15 protein-coding genes and 1 pseudogene are annotated in these 19,814 nt (G+C 62.9%); all 16 read left to right on the forward strand.

Annotated elements, in window-relative coordinates; translation table 11 throughout:
• Positions 1-93 precede the first annotated feature (93 nt).
• A pseudogene (locus ASF04_RS15340) lies at positions 94-1,013 on the forward strand (LysR family transcriptional regulator).
• Between the two features lie 300 nt (positions 1,014-1,313).
• Positions 1,314-4,166, forward strand: coding sequence for a 2-oxoglutarate dehydrogenase E1 component (locus ASF04_RS15345; protein WP_056143373.1), 2,853 nt, complete (start codon positions 1,314-1,316; stop codon positions 4,164-4,166).
• Between the two features lie 126 nt (positions 4,167-4,292).
• Positions 4,293-5,543 carry a 2-oxoglutarate dehydrogenase complex dihydrolipoyllysine-residue succinyltransferase gene (gene odhB / locus ASF04_RS15350; RefSeq protein ID WP_056143376.1) on the forward strand — a complete coding sequence of 417 codons (1,251 nt, stop codon included), beginning with the start codon at positions 4,293-4,295 and terminating at the stop codon, positions 5,541-5,543.
• Positions 5,544-5,621: 78 nt separating this feature from the next.
• Positions 5,622-5,957 carry a PspC domain-containing protein gene (locus ASF04_RS15355; protein WP_056143380.1) on the forward strand — a complete coding sequence of 112 codons (336 nt, stop codon included), beginning with the start codon at positions 5,622-5,624 and terminating at the stop codon, positions 5,955-5,957.
• Positions 5,950-7,380: a dihydrolipoyl dehydrogenase gene (gene lpdA / locus ASF04_RS15360; RefSeq protein WP_056143382.1), complete on the forward strand. Its 1,431-nt coding sequence runs from the start codon at positions 5,950-5,952 to the stop codon at positions 7,378-7,380. Before ASF04_RS15355 ends, lpdA begins: the two co-directional genes overlap by 8 nt.
• Positions 7,381-7,538: 158 nt before the next feature.
• On the forward strand, positions 7,539-8,636 hold the full coding sequence (gene zapE, locus ASF04_RS15365; protein WP_056143385.1) for a cell division protein ZapE: 1,098 nt from the start codon (positions 7,539-7,541) through the stop codon (positions 8,634-8,636).
• Positions 8,637-8,650: 14 nt separating this feature from the next.
• Entirely contained in the window at positions 8,651-9,355 is a 705-nt protein-coding gene (locus ASF04_RS15370) for a hypothetical protein (RefSeq protein ID WP_056143388.1), read from the forward strand.
• 75 nt (positions 9,356-9,430) lie between these two features.
• Positions 9,431-9,631, forward strand: coding sequence for a YdcH family protein (locus ASF04_RS15375; RefSeq protein WP_008450659.1), 201 nt, complete (start codon positions 9,431-9,433; stop codon positions 9,629-9,631).
• Positions 9,632-9,777: 146 nt separating this feature from the next.
• Complete coding sequence (locus ASF04_RS15380; RefSeq protein ID WP_056144637.1) at positions 9,778-11,784, forward strand: ATP-dependent DNA helicase; 2,007 nt, start codon at positions 9,778-9,780, stop codon at positions 11,782-11,784.
• Between the two features lie 224 nt (positions 11,785-12,008).
• Positions 12,009-12,614, forward strand: coding sequence for a toll/interleukin-1 receptor domain-containing protein (locus tag ASF04_RS15385; protein ID WP_056143390.1), 606 nt, complete (start codon positions 12,009-12,011; stop codon positions 12,612-12,614).
• 20 nt (positions 12,615-12,634) lie between these two features.
• Positions 12,635-14,620, forward strand: a complete 1,986-nt coding sequence (locus ASF04_RS15390) for a KGGVGR-motif variant AAA ATPase (protein WP_056143394.1) — start codon at positions 12,635-12,637, stop codon at positions 14,618-14,620.
• Positions 14,621-14,705: 85 nt separating this feature from the next.
• Positions 14,706-15,443, forward strand: coding sequence for a 5'/3'-nucleotidase SurE (gene surE / locus ASF04_RS15395; protein ID WP_019920474.1), 738 nt, complete (start codon positions 14,706-14,708; stop codon positions 15,441-15,443).
• The gene (locus ASF04_RS15400; RefSeq protein WP_056143397.1) at positions 15,440-16,303 is read left to right on the forward strand and encodes a protein-L-isoaspartate(D-aspartate) O-methyltransferase; all 864 of its coding nucleotides are present in this window, start codon (positions 15,440-15,442) and stop codon (positions 16,301-16,303) included. Before surE ends, ASF04_RS15400 begins: the two co-directional genes overlap by 4 nt.
• 67 nt (positions 16,304-16,370) lie before the next feature.
• On the forward strand, positions 16,371-17,336 hold the full coding sequence (locus tag ASF04_RS15405; RefSeq protein WP_056143399.1) for a peptidoglycan DD-metalloendopeptidase family protein: 966 nt from the start codon (positions 16,371-16,373) through the stop codon (positions 17,334-17,336).
• Positions 17,337-17,375: 39 nt separating this feature from the next.
• The gene (gene rpoS, locus ASF04_RS15410) at positions 17,376-18,380 is read left to right on the forward strand and encodes an RNA polymerase sigma factor RpoS (protein ID WP_056143403.1); all 1,005 of its coding nucleotides are present in this window, start codon (positions 17,376-17,378) and stop codon (positions 18,378-18,380) included.
• Between the two features lie 90 nt (positions 18,381-18,470).
• Positions 18,471-19,811, forward strand: a complete 1,341-nt coding sequence (gene rlmD / locus ASF04_RS15415) for a 23S rRNA (uracil(1939)-C(5))-methyltransferase RlmD (RefSeq protein ID WP_056143407.1) — start codon at positions 18,471-18,473, stop codon at positions 19,809-19,811.
• The last annotated feature ends 3 nt before the right edge of the window (positions 19,812-19,814 follow it).

Consider the following 19,814-nt stretch of genomic DNA (forward strand, 5'->3'; position numbering starts at 1 on the left):
TCGTATTGGTTAAAGGTGCCCCATCTTAAATTGCTTGATACGATAGAAAAATCGGGTAATCTGCGCATCTCAATTGCATAATCCGGACGAATCATGGACCGCATCACGGCCGCACAAGTGTTGTCAGCATTGCCGAGCGCGGCAGCATGATCGCGGCGGCCGAGGCGCAGGGCATGTCGCGCGCCATGGTCACGCGCTACCTGGCGGAAATGGAGGAGTGGGCTGGCGCGCGCCTGCTGCACCGGAGCACCCGGCGCCTGAGCCTGACCGACGCCGGCGACGTTACGCTGGCGCGCTGCCGCGCCATGCTCGAACTGGCCGGCGCCATGCCGGTGGCGGCCGACGATGTCGCCTCGCCGCAGGGCCTGCTGCGCATTGCCTGCTCGCAGTCGCTGGCCCAGGCCACGCTGGCGCCCGCCATCACGGCGTTCTTGCGCCAGTACCCGCGCGTGACCGTCGATGTACAGGTGGACAGCCGCGCGGTCAACCTGGTCGAGCAGCGCATCGACCTGGCGCTGCGCATCACCAATGCGCTCGAACCGAACCTGATCGCGCGCAGCCTGGCCGTGTGCGAGTCGGTCGCTTGCGCGGCGCCGGCCTACCTGGCCGCGCACGGCACACCGTTGCGCCCGCAAGACCTGGCTGGCCATAACTGCCTGACGTACACGTATTTCGGCAAGAGCCTGTGGCAATTTACCGATGCCGATGGCGAGGCTGTCTCGGTGCCGGTGGGCGGCAACCTGTCGGCCAACGAGGATACGGTGCTATTGCGGGCAGCAGTGGCCGGCGCCGGCGTAGTGATGCAGCCAATGTACAGCGTGGCCAGGCTGATCGCCGACGGCCAGCTGGTGCCTTTGTTGCCAACATACGTTCCGCAAAGCATGGGCATTCACGGAATTTATACCTCCAGACAACACATGGCGCCGGCGTTGCGCGCCATGCTCGATTTTTTGCTGGATTGGTTCGCAAACGACCCCACATGGTTAAGTGTGAGCAACGTTCGGGCTAAATAATCCGAAATGCCGTTAAAAATCAGAAAACATTGCCCGCCGAGGTAGGTAGTATGCGGCTTAAGTGAAAATTAACCTTGAAAGATTTAGTCGAAAATAAATCACAAACGCGAGCACAGGCGGTTGTTACGCTACAATACGGGTGCTATGCTAAGTGGCTGTTTTTTGATGCAGACGTTTGAACTGAATTTTTAGCCCTTCCCCACAACTTGATGTGCAATCCGCTAACCGGTCAGGCCGTGTCGCGGAAGGTTAGACTAACCCGCTAATTCCTCGCGAAACGCGAAGAAAGGTGAGCAACAAATGCAACAATCCTCGTCCAATTCCTACTTGTTTGGTGGGAACGCACCGTACGTTGAAGAACTGTACGAAGCGTATCTCAACAATCCAGGCTCCGTACCAGACAACTGGCGCGCCTACTTCGACGCCATGCAGCACGTACCGGCCGTCGATGGCACCAACAAGCCCGACGTCGCCCATGCTTCCGTCATCGCCTCGTTTGCCGAGCGCGCAAAATCGGGTCCGATCCGTACCGTGGTTGCTTCCGCCGACGCCGAAATGGGCCGCAAGCGTGTTGCTGCAACCCAACTGATCGCTGCCTACCGCTACCTCGGTTCGCGCTGGGCCAATCTGGACCCGCTGCAGCGCCAGGAGCGTCCGTCGATCAATGAACTGGAGCCAAGCTTCTACGGCTTCACCGATGCTGACATGGATACCGTGTTCAACATCAGCAACACTTATTTTGGCCCGGAAACCGCGACCCTGCGCGACCTGCTGAACTACCTGCGCGACACCTACACCCGTTCGATCGGCGCAGAGTATATGTACATCTCCGATCCGGCTGAAAAGCGCTGGTTGCAGGAGCGCCTGGAATCGATCCGTTCCACCCCGAACTTCACCGCAGAAAAGAAAAAGCACATCCTCGAGCGCCTGACCGCTGCCGAAGGCCTGGAGCGCTATCTGCACACCAAGTACGTCGGCCAGAAGCGTTTCTCGCTCGAAGGCGGCGAAACCTTCATCGCGTCGATCGATGAAATCATCCAGCGCGCCGGCGAAAAAGGCGTGCAGGAAATCGTCATCGGCATGGCCCACCGTGGCCGCCTGAACGTCCTGGTCAACACCCTGGGCAAGGCACCAAAAGACCTGTTCGAAGAATTCGAAGGCAAGCACGGCGACGACCTGCCAGCCGGCGACGTCAAATACCACCAAGGTTTCTCGTCGGACATCTCCACCGCAGGCGGCCCGGTCCACCTGTCGCTGGCGTTCAACCCGTCGCACCTGGAAATCGTCAACCCGGTGGTTGAAGGTTCCGTGAAAGCCCGTATGGATCGCCGTGGCGACCACCTGGGCAAGCAAGTGCTGCCGATCCTGGTGCACGGCGATGCTGCATTCGCCGGCCAGGGCGTGGTCATGGAAACGCTCAATCTCGCGCAAACCCGTGGCTACGGTACCGGCGGTACCGTGCACATCGTCATCAACAACCAGATCGGTTTCACGACGTCCGATCCGCGCGACGCCCGTTCCACCATCTACTGCTCGGACGTGGTCAAGATGATCGAAGCGCCGGTGCTGCACGTGAACGCCGACGATCCTGAAGCCGTGGTGCTGGCCTCGCAAATCGCGATGGACTACCGCCTGCAGTTCCAGAAAGACATCGTTGTCGATATCATCTGCTACCGCAAACTCGGTCACAACGAACAGGATACGCCAGCGCTGACCCAGCCGCTGATGTACAAGAAAATCGGCCAGCACCCAGGCACCCGCAAGCTGTACGCGGACAAACTGGTCGCGCAAACCGTGATCGCAGCCGATGGCGGCGAACAAATGCAAGCTGCGTTCCGCGATGCGATGGACGCCGGCAAGCATACTGTCGATCCAGTCATCTCCAACTTCAAGAACAAGTTCGCGGTCGACTGGCTGCCGTTCCTGAACAAGAAATGGACCGACTCGGCCGACACCGCCGTGCCGATGACTGAACTGAAACGCCTGGCCACCCGCATCACCACCGTGCCGGAAGACTTCAAGGTCCACTCGCTGGTTGAAAAAGTACTGGGTGACCGCAGCACCATGGGCCGTGGCGAAATGAACCTGGACTGGGGCATGGGCGAACACCTGGCCTATGCGTCGCTGGTGGCCTCCGGCTACGCCGTGCGCCTGACCGGCCAGGATGCCGGCCGCGGTACCTTCGTGCACCGTCACGCCGTACTGCACGACCAGAAGCGCGAGCGCTGGGATTCGGGCACCTACGTGCCGCTGCAAAACATCGCCGAAGGCCAGGCACCGTTCACCGTGATCGACTCCGTGCTGTCCGAAGAAGCAGTGTTGGGCTTCGAATACGGCTACTCGACCGCGGAACCGAACACGCTGACGATCTGGGAAGCCCAGTTCGGCGACTTCGTCAACGGCGCGCAAGTGGTCATCGACCAGTTCATCAGCTCCGGCGAAGTGAAATGGGGCCGCGCTTCGGGCCTGGTGATGATGCTGCCGCACGGCTACGAAGGCCAGGGTCCTGAGCACTCGTCCGCGCGTCCCGAGCGTTTCCTGCAACTGTGCGCCGACAACAACATGCAAGTTGTGCAGCCGACCACGGCATCGCAGATCTTCCACGTGCTGCGTCGCCAGATGGTGCGCCAGTTCCGCAAGCCGCTGGTCATCCTCACGCCGAAATCGCTGCTGCGTAACAAGGATGCGGGCTCGCCGCTGACCGACCTGGCCAAGGGCGCCTTCCAGACCGTGATCGGCGAGGTCGATCAGGCCATCGAAGCGGACAAGGTCAAGCGCGTGATCGCCTGCTCGGGCAAGGTTTACTACGACCTGATCAACGCACGCAAAACGCGCGGCCAGACCGATACTGCCATCATCCGTGTCGAACAGCTGTATCCGTTCCCGCACAAGGCTTTCGCTGCCGAACTGAAGAAGTTCCCGAAACTGGCCGAAGTGGTATGGGCGCAGGACGAGCCGCAGAATCAGGGCCCATGGTTCCAGATTCAGCACAACATCTTCGAGAGCATGGACGCCGGCCAGCGCCTGGCCTACGCCGGTCGTCCGGCATCGGCTTCGCCGGCTGTCGGTTACTACGACAAGCACTACGCCCAGCAAAAAGACCTGCTGGAAACGGCGTTCTCGAAGCTCAAAGGCTTCATCCTGACGAAATAAGTTCTCGGCGCCGCGCGGCTGGTTCGCTGGCGCCGACCCCGGTTCATCACACTTTTTGACGGAGCGCCGCCTTGCAAGGGTAACCCTGGGGGTGGCGCCGCAATAACAAAATATACGGAGTTTTTCATGGCACAAATCGAAGTTAAAGTACCCCAATTGTCGGAATCGGTTGCAGAAGCCACCATGCTGACCTGGCATAAAAAAGTCGGCGACGCTGTTGCCCGCGACGAAAACCTGATCGACATCGAAACCGACAAGGTCGTACTGGAACTGCCAGCACCAGCCGCCGGCGTACTGGTGAAAATCATCAAGGGCGACGGCACCACCGTGGTCGCTGACGAAATCATCGCCGTGATCGACACCGACGGCGTCGCTGCTGCTGCCGCTCCTGCCGCTGAAGCTGCTCCAGCTCCTGCCGCCGCTCCAGCACCTGCTGCTGCCGCTGCAACCGGTGGCAGCAAGGGCGATGTCGCCATGCCAGCCGCTGCAAAAATCCTGTCGGAAAAAGGTCTGAACGCTGGCGACGTCGCCGGTTCGGGCAAAGACGGCCGCGTGACCAAGGGCGACGCCCTGGCAGCATCGGCTCCAAGCGCCACCCCGGCCATCGCACCACTGGCTGCTCCTGCCGCCAAGGCTTCGCTGCCACAAGTGTCGTCGTCGCCAGCCAGCCTGGGTGACCGTCCTGAAGAGCGCGTGCCGATGAGCCGCCTGCGCGCCCGTATCGCCGAGCGCCTGCTGCAATCGCAATCGACCAACGCCATCCTGACCACGTTCAACGAAGTGAACATGGCCCCAGTCATGGAACTGCGCAACAAGTACAAGGACAAGTTCGAGAAAGAGCACGGCGTCAAGCTGGGCTTCATGTCGTTCTTCGTCAAGGCAGCCGTTGCAGCCCTGAAAAAATACCCGATCATCAACGCTTCGGTGGACGGCAACGACATCGTGTACCACGGCTACTTCGACATCGGTATCGCTGTCGGTTCGCCACGCGGCCTGGTCGTACCGATCCTGCGCAACGCCGACCAGATGTCGATCGCTGAAATCGAAAAGAAAATCGGTGAATTCGGCGCCAAGGCCAAAGAAGGCAAGCTGACCCTGGACGACCTGACCGGCGGTACCTTCTCGATCTCGAACGGCGGCACCTTCGGTTCCATGCTGTCCACCCCGATCATCAACCCGCCACAATCGGCCATCCTGGGCGTGCACGCCACCAAGGAACGCGCCGTGGTTGAAAACGGCCAGATCGTGATCCGCCCAATGAACTACCTGGCAATGTCCTACGACCACCGCATCATCGACGGCCGCGAAGCCGTGCTGGGCCTGGTCGCCATGAAAGACGCGCTGGAAGATCCAGCCCGCCTGCTGCTGGACCTGTAAGGTATCGGCCTTTCATTAGGCGGTTCACCAGCCCGCCCCGGCAAGCTTGAGCTTGTCGGGGTCACTCCGAGGGAAACCATGAGCATCGCGGAAGAAATCCAGCGCCTGCACGACCTGCACAAAGCGGGCGCCCTGACTGCGGACGAGTTCGCCGAAGCCAAGCTGCGCCTGCTCAGCCAGGAAGCGCACCGTCCGCGCGAGGACAACGTGGGCAGCCTGCGCCGTTCGCGCGACGACCGCTGGCTCGGTGGCATCTGTGGCGGCCTGGGCCGTATCTCCGGCATCGAGTCGTGGATCTGGCGCGTGCTGCTGGTGCTGCTGGTGCTGACCTTTGGCACGGGCCTGGTGATTTATCTTTTGCTGTGGATCTTCGTTCCAGAAGAAGAAACTGATTGGAAATATAAAAATGAGTAAACAATTTGACGTAGTAGTCATCGGCGCCGGTCCTGGCGGTTACATCGCTGCCATCCGCGCTGCACAACTGGGTTTTTCGGTCGCTTGCGTCGATGCCTGGGAAAATGAAAAAGGTGGCCCGGCTCCTGGCGGCACCTGCACCAACGTCGGTTGCATCCCGTCGAAAGCACTGCTGCAATCGTCCGAGCATTTCGAGCACGCCGGTCACGCGTTCAAGGAACACGGCATCGACGTTGCCGGCCTGTCGCTGAACCTGGGTCAGATGCTCAAGCGCAAAGACGGCGTGGTCAAGCAGAACAACGACGGCATCCTGTACCTGTTCAAGAAAAACAAGGTGACCTTCTTCCACGGCCGCGCAGCGTTTGCCGGCGCCGCCGGTGCTGATGGTTACCCGCTGGCCATCACCGGCCCGGCCAATGAAACCATCACCGCCAAGCAAGTCATCATCGCGACCGGTTCGAACGCCCGTCAACTGCCAGGCGCCGAATTCGACGAGAAACTGATCCTGTCGAACACCGGCGCACTGGCCATCGAAGGCGTACCAGCCAAGCTGGGCGTGATCGGTGCTGGCGTGATCGGACTGGAAATGGGTTCCGTGTGGCGTCGCCTGGGTTCGGACGTGACCGTGCTGGAAGGCCTGCCGGTCTTCCTGGGCGCGGTCGATGAGCAGATCGCCAAGGAAGCCAACAAGCTGTTCACCAAGCAAGGCCTGAAGATCAACCTGGGCTGCAAGATCGGCACCATCACCAAGGGTGACAACAGCGTTTCCGTGGCGTACGAAAACGCCAAGGGCGAAGCCATCACCGCCGAGTTCGACAAGCTGATCATCTCGATCGGCCGCACCCCGAACACCAACGGCCTCGGCGCTGACCAGGTTGGCCTGGCGCTGGACGAGCGCGGCTTCATCGCCGTGGACGACGACTGCAAAACCAACCTGCCAGGCGTGTGGGCAGTTGGCGACGTGGTGCGCGGCCCGATGCTGGCGCACAAAGCCGAAGAAGAAGGCGTTGCCGTGGCCGAGCGTATCGCCGGCCAGCACGGTCATACCAACTTCAACACGATTCCCTGGGTGATCTACACCTCGCCGGAAATCGCGTGGGTCGGCCGCACAGAGCAGCAACTGAAGGCTGACGGCGTTGCCTACAAAGCCGGCACCTTCCCGTTCCTGGCCAACGGCCGCGCCCGTGCGCTGGGCGACACGTCGGGCATGGTCAAGTTCCTGGCCGATGCAACCACTGACGAAATCCTGGGCGTGCACATCATCGGCCCGATGGCCTCCGAGCTGATCTCGGAAGCCGTGGTAGCGATGGAGTTCAAGGCGTCGGCCGAAGACATCGCCCGCATCTGCCACGCGCACCCGTCGCTGTCGGAAGCCACCAAGGAAGCCGCTCTCGCTATCGACAAGCGCACCCTGAACTTCTAAGTCGGTCGCTTAAAACCGCGCGCAGCTTCGTGGCGGCGCCCAGCTGGGACTGTACATTCGTACTGTCTTCGGCGCCGCGCCTCGCTGCGCACGGTTTGAAGCAACCTTGGCGGGCTTCGGCCCGCTTTTTCATTTGCGTCCAGCGCACAAGCGAACCCATGAACGTCGAAGAGTTTTACCAGAAGGCGCTGCTCGAGCGCGATTTCAAGGCCGATGCCGCCCAGCGCCGCGCGGTGGACCGCCTCCAGCAATGCTATGACGACTGGGTCCAGTACAAGGCCCAGCGCTCGAGCACCTTCAAGCGCCTGATCAACCGGCCGCAAGTGCCGAAGGGCGTGTACATGTGGGGTGGAGTGGGGCGCGGCAAGTCCTTCTTGATGGACAGTTTTTACTCGGTGGTGCCGGTGGTGCGCAAGACGCGCCTGCACTTCCACGAATTCATGCGCGGCGTGCACCGCCAGCTCGATGAGTTGAAAGGCGTGGCCGATCCGCTCGACGAGGTGGCCAAGCGCGTCGCCAAAAAATACCGGCTGATCTGCTTCGACGAGTTCCACATCTCGGACGTGGCCGACGCCATGATCATGTACAACCTGTTGAAGGCGCTGTTCGACAATGGCGTGTCGTTCATCATGACGTCCAACTACGATCCGCAACTGCTGTACCCGGACGGCCTGCACCGCGACCGCATCTTGCCAACCATCGACCTGCTGTACGAAAAGCTCGACGTGATGAATATCGACGCCGGCATCGACTACCGCAGCCGCGCGCTGGAACAGGTGGAGTCGTATTACACGCCGCTGGGCGCCACCGCCGACGCCGCGCTGCGCGACGCCTACGCGCGCCTGGCCGAAAGCGCCGACGAAGACCCGGTGGTGCGCATCGAGGCGCGCGAGATCCGCGCGCTGCGCCGTACCGGTTCGATGATCTGGTTCGATTTCCATACGCTGTGCGGCGGTCCCCGTTCGCAGAACGATTACCTGGAAATCGCCAGCCGCTTCCACACCGTGATATTGTCGGAAATCCCGCGCATGTCGGCGTCGATGTCGTCGGAAGCGCGCCGTTTCACGTGGCTGATCGACGTCTTCTACGACCAGGGCGTAAAATTGCTGATGTCGGCCGAAGTGGAACCGGAAGAGCTGTACACGACCGGCACCCTGGCCAACGAATTCCACCGCACGGTGTCGCGCATCGTGGAAATGCAATCGCAGGAATACATGGACCGCGAGCAGCGCACCGCCGCCGGCTCGCTGGCGTAGGCTACAGGATACGTATGAAACTGAATGTGAAATCGATGATGGCCGCTACGTTCGGCGTACTCACCATGGCAACCGTGGCGGCCCGGGCCGAGTCCACCGGGGCGGCGCCGGTCGTCACCCCGACGCAGTCGGTGGCCCAGGCCGACGCCACGCTCGAGCGCGTCACGCGCGAACGCGCCGTGGTGGCCAGCACCTTTGCCGCCGAAGAAACCGTATGCAACGACAAGTTCTTTGTCAACAATTGCCTGGACAAGGCCAAGGAAAAGCGCCGCGTGGCGCTGGCCCAGTTGCGCGCCGAGGAAGTGGAAGCCGAGCACTTCAAGCGCGCCGCGTCGGTCGCCAAGCGCGACGCCGACCTGGCCGAACGCGCCCGCAAGGATGCCGAGGAATTCGCCCGCCGCGAAGCCCAGCCGCCCAAGCCGGCCCGTACCGAAGAAGAACTGGCGCCACCCGCCGCACCCAGGAGCGGAAAAAGCGTAGCCGAGCGCGAAGCCGAGCACGCCGAGCGCCTGCGCCGCGATGCTGCCAGGACCGCATCGCAAGCCGACAAGCGCGCCGCCAATGTCGCCGCGTACGAAAAGCGGCAGGCCGATGCCGCCCGGCGCCAGGAGCAGGTGGCCAAGCGCTTGGCGGAGCGCCAGGCCAAGGCCGACGCGCGCGCGGCCGACGAGAAGAAGAAGGCGGATGCAGCGGCAGCGGCGGCTGCCAAAAAGCAATAAGGTTGTTGGCAAGCCCCCGGTAGATTAAACTATGCACCGTGCCGTATCCCGTGAACCTTCCAGTGACTGAGAAACATGACTGATGTACAAGATATCCAGCGTCGTCTGATTGAACTCGACGTCGAACACCGCGACCTGGACGCGGTCATCGACATGCTCACACTGGATGGCCACCACGACCAGCTGCAACTGCGCCGTCTCAAAAAACGCAAGCTGCAGCTGAAAGACCATATCACTTTGCTGAAAATGCAACTCGTGCCCGACGTTCCCGCCTGATTTCGCCCGAACCTCGCGCCTTACCTAAGTACACATTGACCGAAGCCCTGCCCACGCCAGCTGGTTCGCCCGCGCCGGCCAGCCGTCCGATCCTCAAGCGTCCCGTCGAACCTGCCACCGAGACGCCGGGCCTTCCTGCGCCTGCGGTGATTGGCGAGACGCCCGAACACGCACCGGGCATCCACGATGCCGAAGTCGAGCAGTTGTTCGGCGCCGGCGGTCCGCTGGGTCCGGCAGTGGGCGACTTCCGTCCGCGCCGCTCGCAAACCGAGATGGCGAAAGCAGTGGCCGATGCCATCGCCAACCAGACCACCCTGATCGCCGAAGCCGGCACCGGCACCGGCAAGACCTTCGCCTACCTGGTGCCGGCGCTGCTGTGGGGCGGCAAGACCATCGTCTCGACCGGCACCAAGAACTTGCAGGACCAGCTGTTCCTGCGCGATATTCCGAACGTCCGTGCGGCTTTGAAAGCGCCGGTGTCGATTGCGCTGCTCAAGGGCCGCTCGAACTACGTGTGCCACTACCACCTGGAACGCACGCTGCAAAACGGCCGCATGACCTCGCGCGACGACGTGGGCCACCTGCGCGAAATTTCGCGCTTCCTCAAGATGACCAGCTCCGGCGACAAGGCCGAGCTGGCGCGCGTGCCCGAGAACGCGCTGGTCTGGAACCTGGTCACGTCCACCCGCGAAAACTGCATGGGCCAGGAGTGCCAGTACTACCAGGACTGCTTCGTGATGAAGGCGCGCAAGGAAGCCCAGCAGGCCGACGTGGTGGTGGTCAACCACCACCTGTTCTTTGCCGACGTGGCCCTGAAGGATTCCGGCGTGGCTGAGCTGCTGCCGTCGGCCAACACCATCATTTTCGATGAAGCGCACCAGTTGCCGGACACCGCCACGCTGTTTTTCGGCGATACGTTTTCGACCTCGCACATCCTTGAGCTGTGCCGCGACGTGCTGGCCGAAGGCTTGTCCAATGCCCGCGACGGCGCCGACTGGGGCAAGACCGTCACCGTGGTGGAAAAAGCCGCGCGCGACCTGCGCCTGACTTTCCCGCAAGACATCGTGCGCCTGTCGCTGCCGCAAATTGCGCCATCGAGCGAGTTTTTCCCGGCGCTGCAACACCTCAAAGACGAACTGGATGGCATGCTGGCCGTGCTGGAAACCCAGGCCATGCGCGCCGAAACGCTGGAGCAGTGCCGCCAGCGCGGCCTGGAACTGGCGGAAAAGCTGGCGGCCTGGAAGTTCGACCCGAAAGCCAAGGTGAACAAGGGTGAGGAAGCGGTGTACTGGGTGGAAGCTTATGCCTCGTCGCTGCAGTTGCATAAAACCCCGCTGTCGATCGCACCGATCTTTTCCGGCCAGCGCGAAGGCGTACCGCGCAGCTGGATTTTCACGTCGGCCACCCTGGCCGTCAAAAACGATTTCAGTCACTTTTCGGAACAGATGGGCCTGGCCAACGAGCCGTCGCGCACCTGGCCCAGCCCGTTCAATTACGAAGAGCAGGGCATTTTATATGTGCCGCAAGGCTTGCCGGACCCCAATTCCATGGGCTACACCGACGCCGTGCTGGACCTGGCCTTGCCGGTCATCGAGGCGGCTGGCGGCAAGACTTTCCTGCTTTGCACCACCTTGCGTGCCGTCAAACGCGCGGCCGAACGGTTGCGCGACGAGTTCGAAAAGCGTGGCCTGAACTACCCGTTGTTCATCCAGGGCGACCGCGGCCGCACCGAATTGCTCGACCAGTTCCGCAAAGCCGGCAACGGCGTGCTGGTCGGCAGCCAGAGTTTCTGGGAAGGCGTTGACGTGCGCGGCGACGCCTTGTCGCTGGTGATCATCGACAAGCTGCCGTTCGCGCCGCCCGACGATCCGGTGCTGGCCGCCCGCATCGAGGTCATGGAAAAGCAGGGCAAGAACGGCTTCATGCACCACACCTTGCCCGAGGCGATCATTAACCTCAAGCAGGGCGCCGGCCGCCTGATCCGCGACGTCAACGACAAGGGCGTGCTGATGCTGTGCGACCCGCGCGTGATCTCCAAGCCTTACGGCCGCCGCATCTGGCAAAGCTTGCCGTCGTTTAAACGCACGCGCGAAGCAGCCGAAGTGCTGGACTTCTTCAAAAAACTGAACCAACCGCCGCTCGAAGACCAGTAACTTCCGGTTTTCCTGCCGAGCGCGTCGTCCGGTGCGCTCGATTTCCTTTCTTTTCGCTTACACATTTCTTCACCGCATTTTCTCGTGGTAATCAAGCCAAATTCTGGTGCGTTGACGCCATTTTTGGGCTTGGTTGCCGTTTGCGCATGCGCAAAGCCGCTGCCGGGTGGATGTTTAGAGTTGGTTAAATGCTGCTGCCTTGTGGAGCAGGAACGGAGGATGTCATGACGATCCGCCACGGTTGTTTTTTCAGCTATGCCCACGGCAAGCATGCGCACATGAAGAAGTTCAAGGACGACCTGGTCGAGGCCATGAAGTGCTACCTGGAGCCGCACTTCGACAACGAGGACGAGTTGTTCGTGGACAGCGAACAGCTGGGCGGCGGCGACGACCTCGATGGCAAAATTGCGCGCGCGCTGTGCGAGAGCGTGTGCATGATCGTCATCTACACGCCCAAGTACGAAGCCCATGCCTACACCCGGCGCGAGTTTGCGGCGATGCAATTGATCGAGGCCGAGCGGCGGCAGTGGTACGACCTGCCCAGCCACCTGATCATCCCGGTCATCATGACGCGCCACCCATTGAACCTGCCGCCGCAAATTTCCGGGCCCGGCATGTATGTCGATTTTTCCACCTACACGCTGGCCAGTGGCGACCTCAAGAATAATCCCGACTACCTGCCGGAAATTGCCAGGATCGTCGATCGCATTGCCGCGCACTACCATCATCTGAAACGCTGCACACCGCCGGGGCATGACTGTGGTCGATTTGTCATGCCGGACATCCCACCGGAATGGCGCGCCATTCCGCCGCCACACTTCCCTCGTTAGGGTTTAAAAAAGGGTTTGCCATGGAAAACGTTTCCTTGTCCTTAACGCCGCTCAGCGATAGCGGTGAAGTTGTCACTTTCTACTCATACAAGGGCGGCACCGGGCGCACCATGGCCCTGTCCAACCTGGCGGTGCTGCTGGCGCGCCAGCACAACTCCACGTCGCCCGTATTGATGATCGACTGGGACATGGAGGCACCGGGCCTGCACCATTATTTCGACCTGCACGAGGAGCGGCCCGGCGTGCTCGAACTGTTCGAGGCATGCCGCGAACAGCTGCTGAGCCGGTACCGGCCGCAATCCGAAGGCGACACCGTCGCATCCGGCGGCGCGACGCAAGACAGCGCGGCGCCCGACAGCGAAGCGCTGGCCAACGAAGTGCTGGCGGCAGTCGGCTGGCAGCAATACGTGAGCCGGGTGGACCAGAGCAGCCAGTTATACCTGATGCGCGCCGGCCGCTTCGATCATACCTACGGCGAACGGCTGGCCGCGATGCACTGGGACGACCTGTTCGACCGTTGCCCGGCGCTGTTCCGCTGCTTTGCCGATCAGATGGCGCGCCATTTCCGCTACGTGCTGGTCGATTCGCGCACGGGCCGCACCGACAGTGCCGGTATCTGCACCACGCTGTTGCCGCGCAAGCTCGTGGTGGTGTTTACCCCGAATCGCCAGAGCCTCGAGGGTGTCGAGGCGCTGGTGTCCCGCGCCGCCGCCTACCGCAGCAGCCACGAAGACGAGCAACGGCCGCTGCTGGTGTACCCGCTGCCGTCGCGCATCGAGATGGGCGACAGCATCCAGCGCGCGCAGTGGCGGCGCGGCGCGCCCGAGCAGCACATCATCGGCTACCAGCCCATCTTCGAGCGCCTGATGCGCGACTGCTACGGCTTGCCGCACGTTTCGCTCGACTCGTATTTCGACGAAGTGCAGCTGCAGCAGACCCGCACCTTTGCCTACGGCGAGCAACTGGCGGTGCGCATGGACCAGGGCGGCGACCGCTTTTCGCTCACCCGCACCTTCGAAGCGTTTCTCGACTGGCTGGGTCCCGGCTACTTTCCCTGGCAGTCGGCGCGCGAAATTCACCTGCTGTCCGCCGTGGCGGACACCCGCCACGCCCTCGAACAAGGCGGTGGCGAAGCCGGCATCGGCGCCCGCGCGCTGTCGCAGCCGCTGGCGCGCGACCTCAACCTGCTGGGCGAGATGTACCGGCAGGAGGGCCGGCTGCGCCAGGCCGCCGCGTGTTTCGAAGAAAGCCTGGCGCTGCGCCAGCGCGCCATGGGCGACGACCACCTCGACACGCTCACCAGCAAGGGCAACCTGGCCGGCGTGCTGCGTCTGCAGGGCCAGCTCGATGAGGCGCAATTCCTGGAAGAGGGCGTGATCGCCGCGCGCGAGCGCATGCTGGGGCCCGAACACCCGGATACCCTGGCCGCGCGCGCCAACCTGGCCGCCACGCTGGCCCAGCAGCACCGCACCGCCGAGGCGCTCAACATCCAGGACAACGTGCTCGACGCCTACCTGCGCCAGCTCGGCCCCGAACATTTGCTGACGCTGGCGTGCCAGGCCGCGCGCGCGGAATTGCTGTTCCAGCGCGGTGACATCGAACACGCGCGCCATGCCCAGGAGCAAGTGCTGGCCGCCCGCAAGCGCACCCTGGGCGCCGAGCACGCCGACACCCTGCGCAGCAAGACCGCGCTGGCGCGCACGCTGGTGGTAGCGCGCGACCTCGACGGTGCCCGCCGCCTGCTCGACGAGGTGGTGCGGGCGCAAGCGGGGCGGTTGGGCGCCGAGCACCCGGACACCCGGCGCACCCAGGCTTTGCTTGACGGCGTGGTGCAGCAGGCGGCGTTACTGCCGACGGCTGCAGAATTGCACCAGGATGCCGCGATGGACGATTACGGCGACGCGCTGGCCCGTCCGCCCCATTTGCGTGCGCTGACGCCGTACCAGCCAGGCGCGGACTGGACATCGTCCAGCGGCATGGCATACGTTGCTCATAAGGCAGGGTAATCGCCAAGCTCACAAGCAATTATTTGTTGCTTGCAAAGCGGGCGTGATGCGCAGTTGTGGCGTTGCTTCAGGTAAAATCTACGCCATGAGAATCCTGATCAGCAATGACGACGGCTACCTGGCACCGGGCATCAACGCCCTGGCCAAGGCCCTGGCACCGGTGGCCGACATCGTGGTGGTCGCGCCCGACAGCAACCGCTCCGGGGCGTCCAACTCCCTGTCGCTGGACCGGCCGTTGTCGGTGCAGCGCGCCGACAATGGTTTCTATTTTATCAATGGTACCCCCACCGACTGTGTCCACATCGCGCTGACCGGCATCCTCGACTACCGGCCCGACCTGGTGGTCTCCGGGATCAACAATGGCCCCAATATGGGCGACGACACGCTGTATTCCGGCACCGTGGCGGCTGCCACCGAAGGCTACCTGTTCGGCATCCCGGCCATCGCGTTCTCGCAAGGCGCGTGGGGCTGGGAGCATATCGACGATGCCGCGTTGCATGCGCGCGATATCGTGATGCGGTACTCCGAAACCCTGCCGCGACCGTATCTGCTCAACGTCAATATTCCGAACTTGCCTTACGGGCAACTGGGCCAGGTGGCTGCCACCCGGCTTGGCCGTCGCCACCAGGCCGAACCCGTGATACGCTCGCAGGATCCGCGCGGGCGCGAAATTTTCTGGATCGGCCCGCCCGGCGCCTGCAAGGACGCGGGCGAGGGCACCGATTTTTACGCGGTCACCCACGGCAAGACGTCGATCACGCCGCTGCAAATCGACCTGACCCATAAAACGCAACTCGCCGCACTCGAAAAAGGCCTGGCATGAGCGACAAACCCCGCAGCTTTCCTTTGCCTCTCTCGTCCGTTGTTGACAAGGGCGCCAGGAAGGCGCCGGTGTTTGCCCCCGTTGCCACGCCCCAAACCGCCACCCAGAATGCTGCCCGCCATGTGCCTGTGCCGGGCCAGCAGCGGCCCGCCGCCGTGGCCACGCCATCGAAGTCGCATGGCTATGCGCAAGAGCGGGCGCAGCCCATCGTCAGCCGCGACCGGCCGCTGGTGTCCGATGCGATCCGTCACGCCATGGCGCAGCGGGTGGCCAGGCAGGGCGTGCGCGATCAGGTGGTGCTGAACGCGTTGGCCACCGTGCCGCGCCACATGTTCATGGACCAGGGACTGGTGTCGCAAGCGTATATCGACGCTTCGCTGCCGATCGGCCACCAGCAAACCATTTCGCAGCCGTACATCGTGGCGCGCATGATCGAGGTGCTGCGCAACGGCGGCCAGCTCAAGCGCGTGCTGGAGATTGGCACCGGCTGCGGCTACCAGGCGGCGGTGCTGGCGTGCGTGGCGCAGGAGGTTTATTCGATCGAGCGCATCAAGCCTTTGCACGAACTGGCCAAGACCAACCTGCGCCCCCTGCGCGTGCCGAATCTGCGCTTGCATTACGGAGATGGTATGCTTGGGCTCCCGCAAGCGGCGCCGTTCGATGGCATCATCCTGGCTGCTGCCGGTTTGCAGGTGCCGCAGCCCCTGCTCGACCAGCTCGCCATCGGCGGCCGGCTGGTGGCGCCGGTGGGCGACAGGACGCAGCAACTGGTGCTGATCACACGCACCGGCAAAGCGCAATGGACCAGCGAAACGCTGGAGGATTGCCATTTTGTGCCGCTGCGCGCGGGCACTGCCTGAGCAGCCGCACACCGCATGTTGCACGGTACACGCCGCACACTGCACCACAATTGAATTTAAGATGAGAATGATTAATAAAAGCAATCTGCTCGTATTGAGCCTGGCGCTGGCTTTCCTCAGCGCTTGCAGCACCGCCCCGAGTCAAGCCCCGGTCATCGACCGCCCCGTCGCACGGCCGGCCGTGAAACCTTCCACGCCGAGCCAGACCGCGCAAGTGTCGCGCGACGAGCGTGGCCTGTACACGGTTCGCAAGGGCGACACCCTGATCCGCATTGCGCTCGAATACGGCCAGAACTACCGCGACCTGGTCACCTGGAACAACCTCAACGACCCCAACGACATCAAGGTGGACCAGGTACTGCGCGTGCTGCCACCCGAGGCCGGCAACGCAGCCCCGAACAGCAGCGGGGTGGAAACCGCCGCCATCATCATGCCGCCGAGCGACAAGGCCACCGCGCCGGCCGTGGTCGCGCGCAAGACCGGACCAAAAGGCGAGAAGCGTCCGTACACCGACGCCACCCTGGCCGAGCTGCAACGCCCGGACGGCGACGCGCCGGCGACGGCCGCCACCACCAGGCCCGCGACGCCGCCTGCCACCACCACCACGCCGCCAGCCGCGCGGCCGCCGGTAACGGCACCGGCGGCGGGCCTGAGCGCCGAAGACGAAAAACTCTCGTGGATGTGGCCGGCCGAAGGACGCGTGATCGCCACCTTCGACGAAGGTAAAAACAAGGGCGTGGACATCGCCGGAAAGGCCGGCCAGCACGTCGTCGCGGCCGGGGCCGGAAAAGTCATGTTTGCCGGCAGCGGCATCCGTGGTTATGGTAATCTGGTGATTGTGAAGCACAGTAATACGCTGTTGTCCGCGTATGCGCACAACCGCACCATCCTGGTCAAGGAAGGGCAGAGCGTGACCAAGGGACAGTTGATCGCCGAGATGGGCGACTCCGATACCGACTCGGTCAAGCTGCACTTCGAGATCCGCCAGCAGGGCAAACCGGTGGATCCGTCGAAGTTCCTGCCGGCCCGTTGACCGCCGTCCGACGAGCGTTGAAATGATCCGAGCCGAGCCATGACAAACACGCCCCACGATCCGCTCGATGACGATGTCCCGGAAGACTTCCGCGACAACGATGCAGTCGATGACGAAGACCTTGCGGAAGATGGGGCGGCAGCAATCGGCATCGGCGCCAGCGTGCTCGAACCCGTCGATGAACTGAAAAAAGTGCTGGCGGCGGAACTGTCCACCGACACCACCCAGCACTACCTGAACCAGATCGGCACCCGGCCGCTGCTCACCGCGCCGCAGGAAGTGCATTACGCCACCCTGGCCAAGGCCGGTGATTTTTCCGCCCGGCAGACCATGATCGAGCACAATCTGCGCCTCGTGGTCTCAATCGCCAAGCACTACATCAACCGCGGCGTGGTGCTGCTCGACCTGATCGAAGAAGGCAACATCGGCCTGATGCGCGCGATCGACAAGTTCGAGCCGGAGCGCGGTTTCCGCTTTTCCACGTACGCCACCTGGTGGATCCGCCAGAGCATCGAGCGCGCCATCATGAACCAGGCGCGCACGGTGCGGCTGCCGGTGCACATGGTGCGCGAGTTGAACCAGATCTTGCGCGGCAAATACCACCTGGAAGCGCAGCAGCACGATGGCAAGGACGCCACCGCCGAGGACATCGCCGCTCTGGTCGGCCGCCCGGTGGAAGAGGTGCAGGACATTCTCGCCTTGTCCGAGCACGCCACCTCGCTCGACGCCCCGCTCGACAACGATCCGCAATCGTCGCTGATGGACTTGCTGCCCGGCGACAGCGACGACAGTCCCGACGCCCGCGCCGAGCATCACGAAATGACGGTGCTGATGCGCGACTGGCTCACCAAGCTGCCCGACAAGCAGCGCATCGTGATCATGCGCCGCTTCGGCCTCGATAACGACGATCCGGCCACGCTGGAAACCCTGGCCGAGGAAATGGGCGTTACCCGCGAGCGCGTGCGCCAGATCCAGCAGGAAGCCCTCATCAAGCTCAAGCGGGCAATGGCGGCGCGTGGCGTGGTCCGCGATTCGCTGCTGTAGTTCCCCCTTCTGCTATCATACTGCCCCTGTGCCACCACCGCCCCCGGCGTGCCCGGACGGGCCGGCGTCCTTCTACTCATTTTGAATTTTATGCAAGATACCATTCTCGAGATTAAATCGCTCAGCATGGACGCCAACGGCGTCGGCCACCTGGAAAACGAAGACGGTTCGCAAGGCAAGGTGGTGTTTGTCGAGGGTGCGCTGCCCGGTGAGCGCGTCAGCTTCACCACCTTTAAGAAAAAGAAGAACTGGGAAATGGCTCGCATGACCACGCTGCACCGCGAATCGTCGATGCGCGTGCAACCCAAGTGCCCGCACTTCAATATGTGCGGCGGCTGCTCGATGCAGCACCTGGAACCGACCGCGCAGGTGGCGATCAAGCAGCGCGTGCTCGAAGATAACCTGTGGCACATCGGCAAAGTGAAACCGCTGACCGTGATGCGGCCGATGTACGGCCCCACCTGGGAATACCGCTACCGCGCGCGCCTGTCGGTGCGCCACGTGGTCAAGAAGGACACGGTGCTGGTCGGCTTCCACGAAAAGCATTCGGCATTCGTGGCCGACATCCAGAGCTGCGAAATCCTGCCGCGCCATGTTTCCGACCTGCTGCTGCCGCTGCGCGCGCTGATCGGTTCGCTCTCCCTGTACAACCAGATTCCGCAAATCGAAGTGGCGATCGGCGAGGGCGTCACCGCGCTGGTGTTGCGCATCATGGCGCCGATGACGGCCGACGATGAAGTCAAGGTCAAGGCGTTCGCCGACCAGCATGGCATCCAGTTCTGGCTGCAAACCAAGGGCCCGGAAACCGCCGCGCCGTACTACCCGCTGGGCCCGGACCTGCACTACCTGCTGCCGGAATTCGGCATCAAGATGCCGTTCAAGCCAGTCGATTTTACGCAGGTCAATCACTACATCAACCGCGTGCTGGTCGCCAAGGCACTGCGCCTGCTGGAAGTGCAGCCGCAAGACCGCGTGGCCGACCTGTTCTGCGGCCTCGGCAACTTCACGCTGCCGCTGGCCACCCAGGCGCGTGAAGTGGTCGGTATCGAAGGCAGCACCACGTTGTCCGAGCGCGCGCTCGACAACGCCAAGGCCAACGGCCTGTCCGATAAAACCACGTTCTACACCCGCAACCTGTTCCTGGTGACGGCCGAGCACCTGGTCGAACTGGGCAAGTTCGACCGCATGCTGATCGACCCGCCCCGCGACGGCGCTGCCGCCCTGTGCGAAGCGCTGGTGGAACTGAGCCAGACCCGCGCCGACCTGTTGCCGCAGCGGCTGGTGTACGTGTCGTGCAGTCCCTCGACGCTGGCGCGCGACGCCGGCATCCTGGTCGGTGCCGGCTATGTGCTCGACAAGGCGGGCGTGGTCAACATGTTCCCGCATACGTCGCACGTGGAATCGATGGCGGTGTTTAATCTCGCGCAGTAAATC

It is taken from the genome of Duganella sp. Leaf61 (assembly GCF_001421905.1).
Classification (GTDB): domain Bacteria; phylum Pseudomonadota; class Gammaproteobacteria; order Burkholderiales; family Burkholderiaceae_D; genus Rugamonas; species Rugamonas zoogloeoides.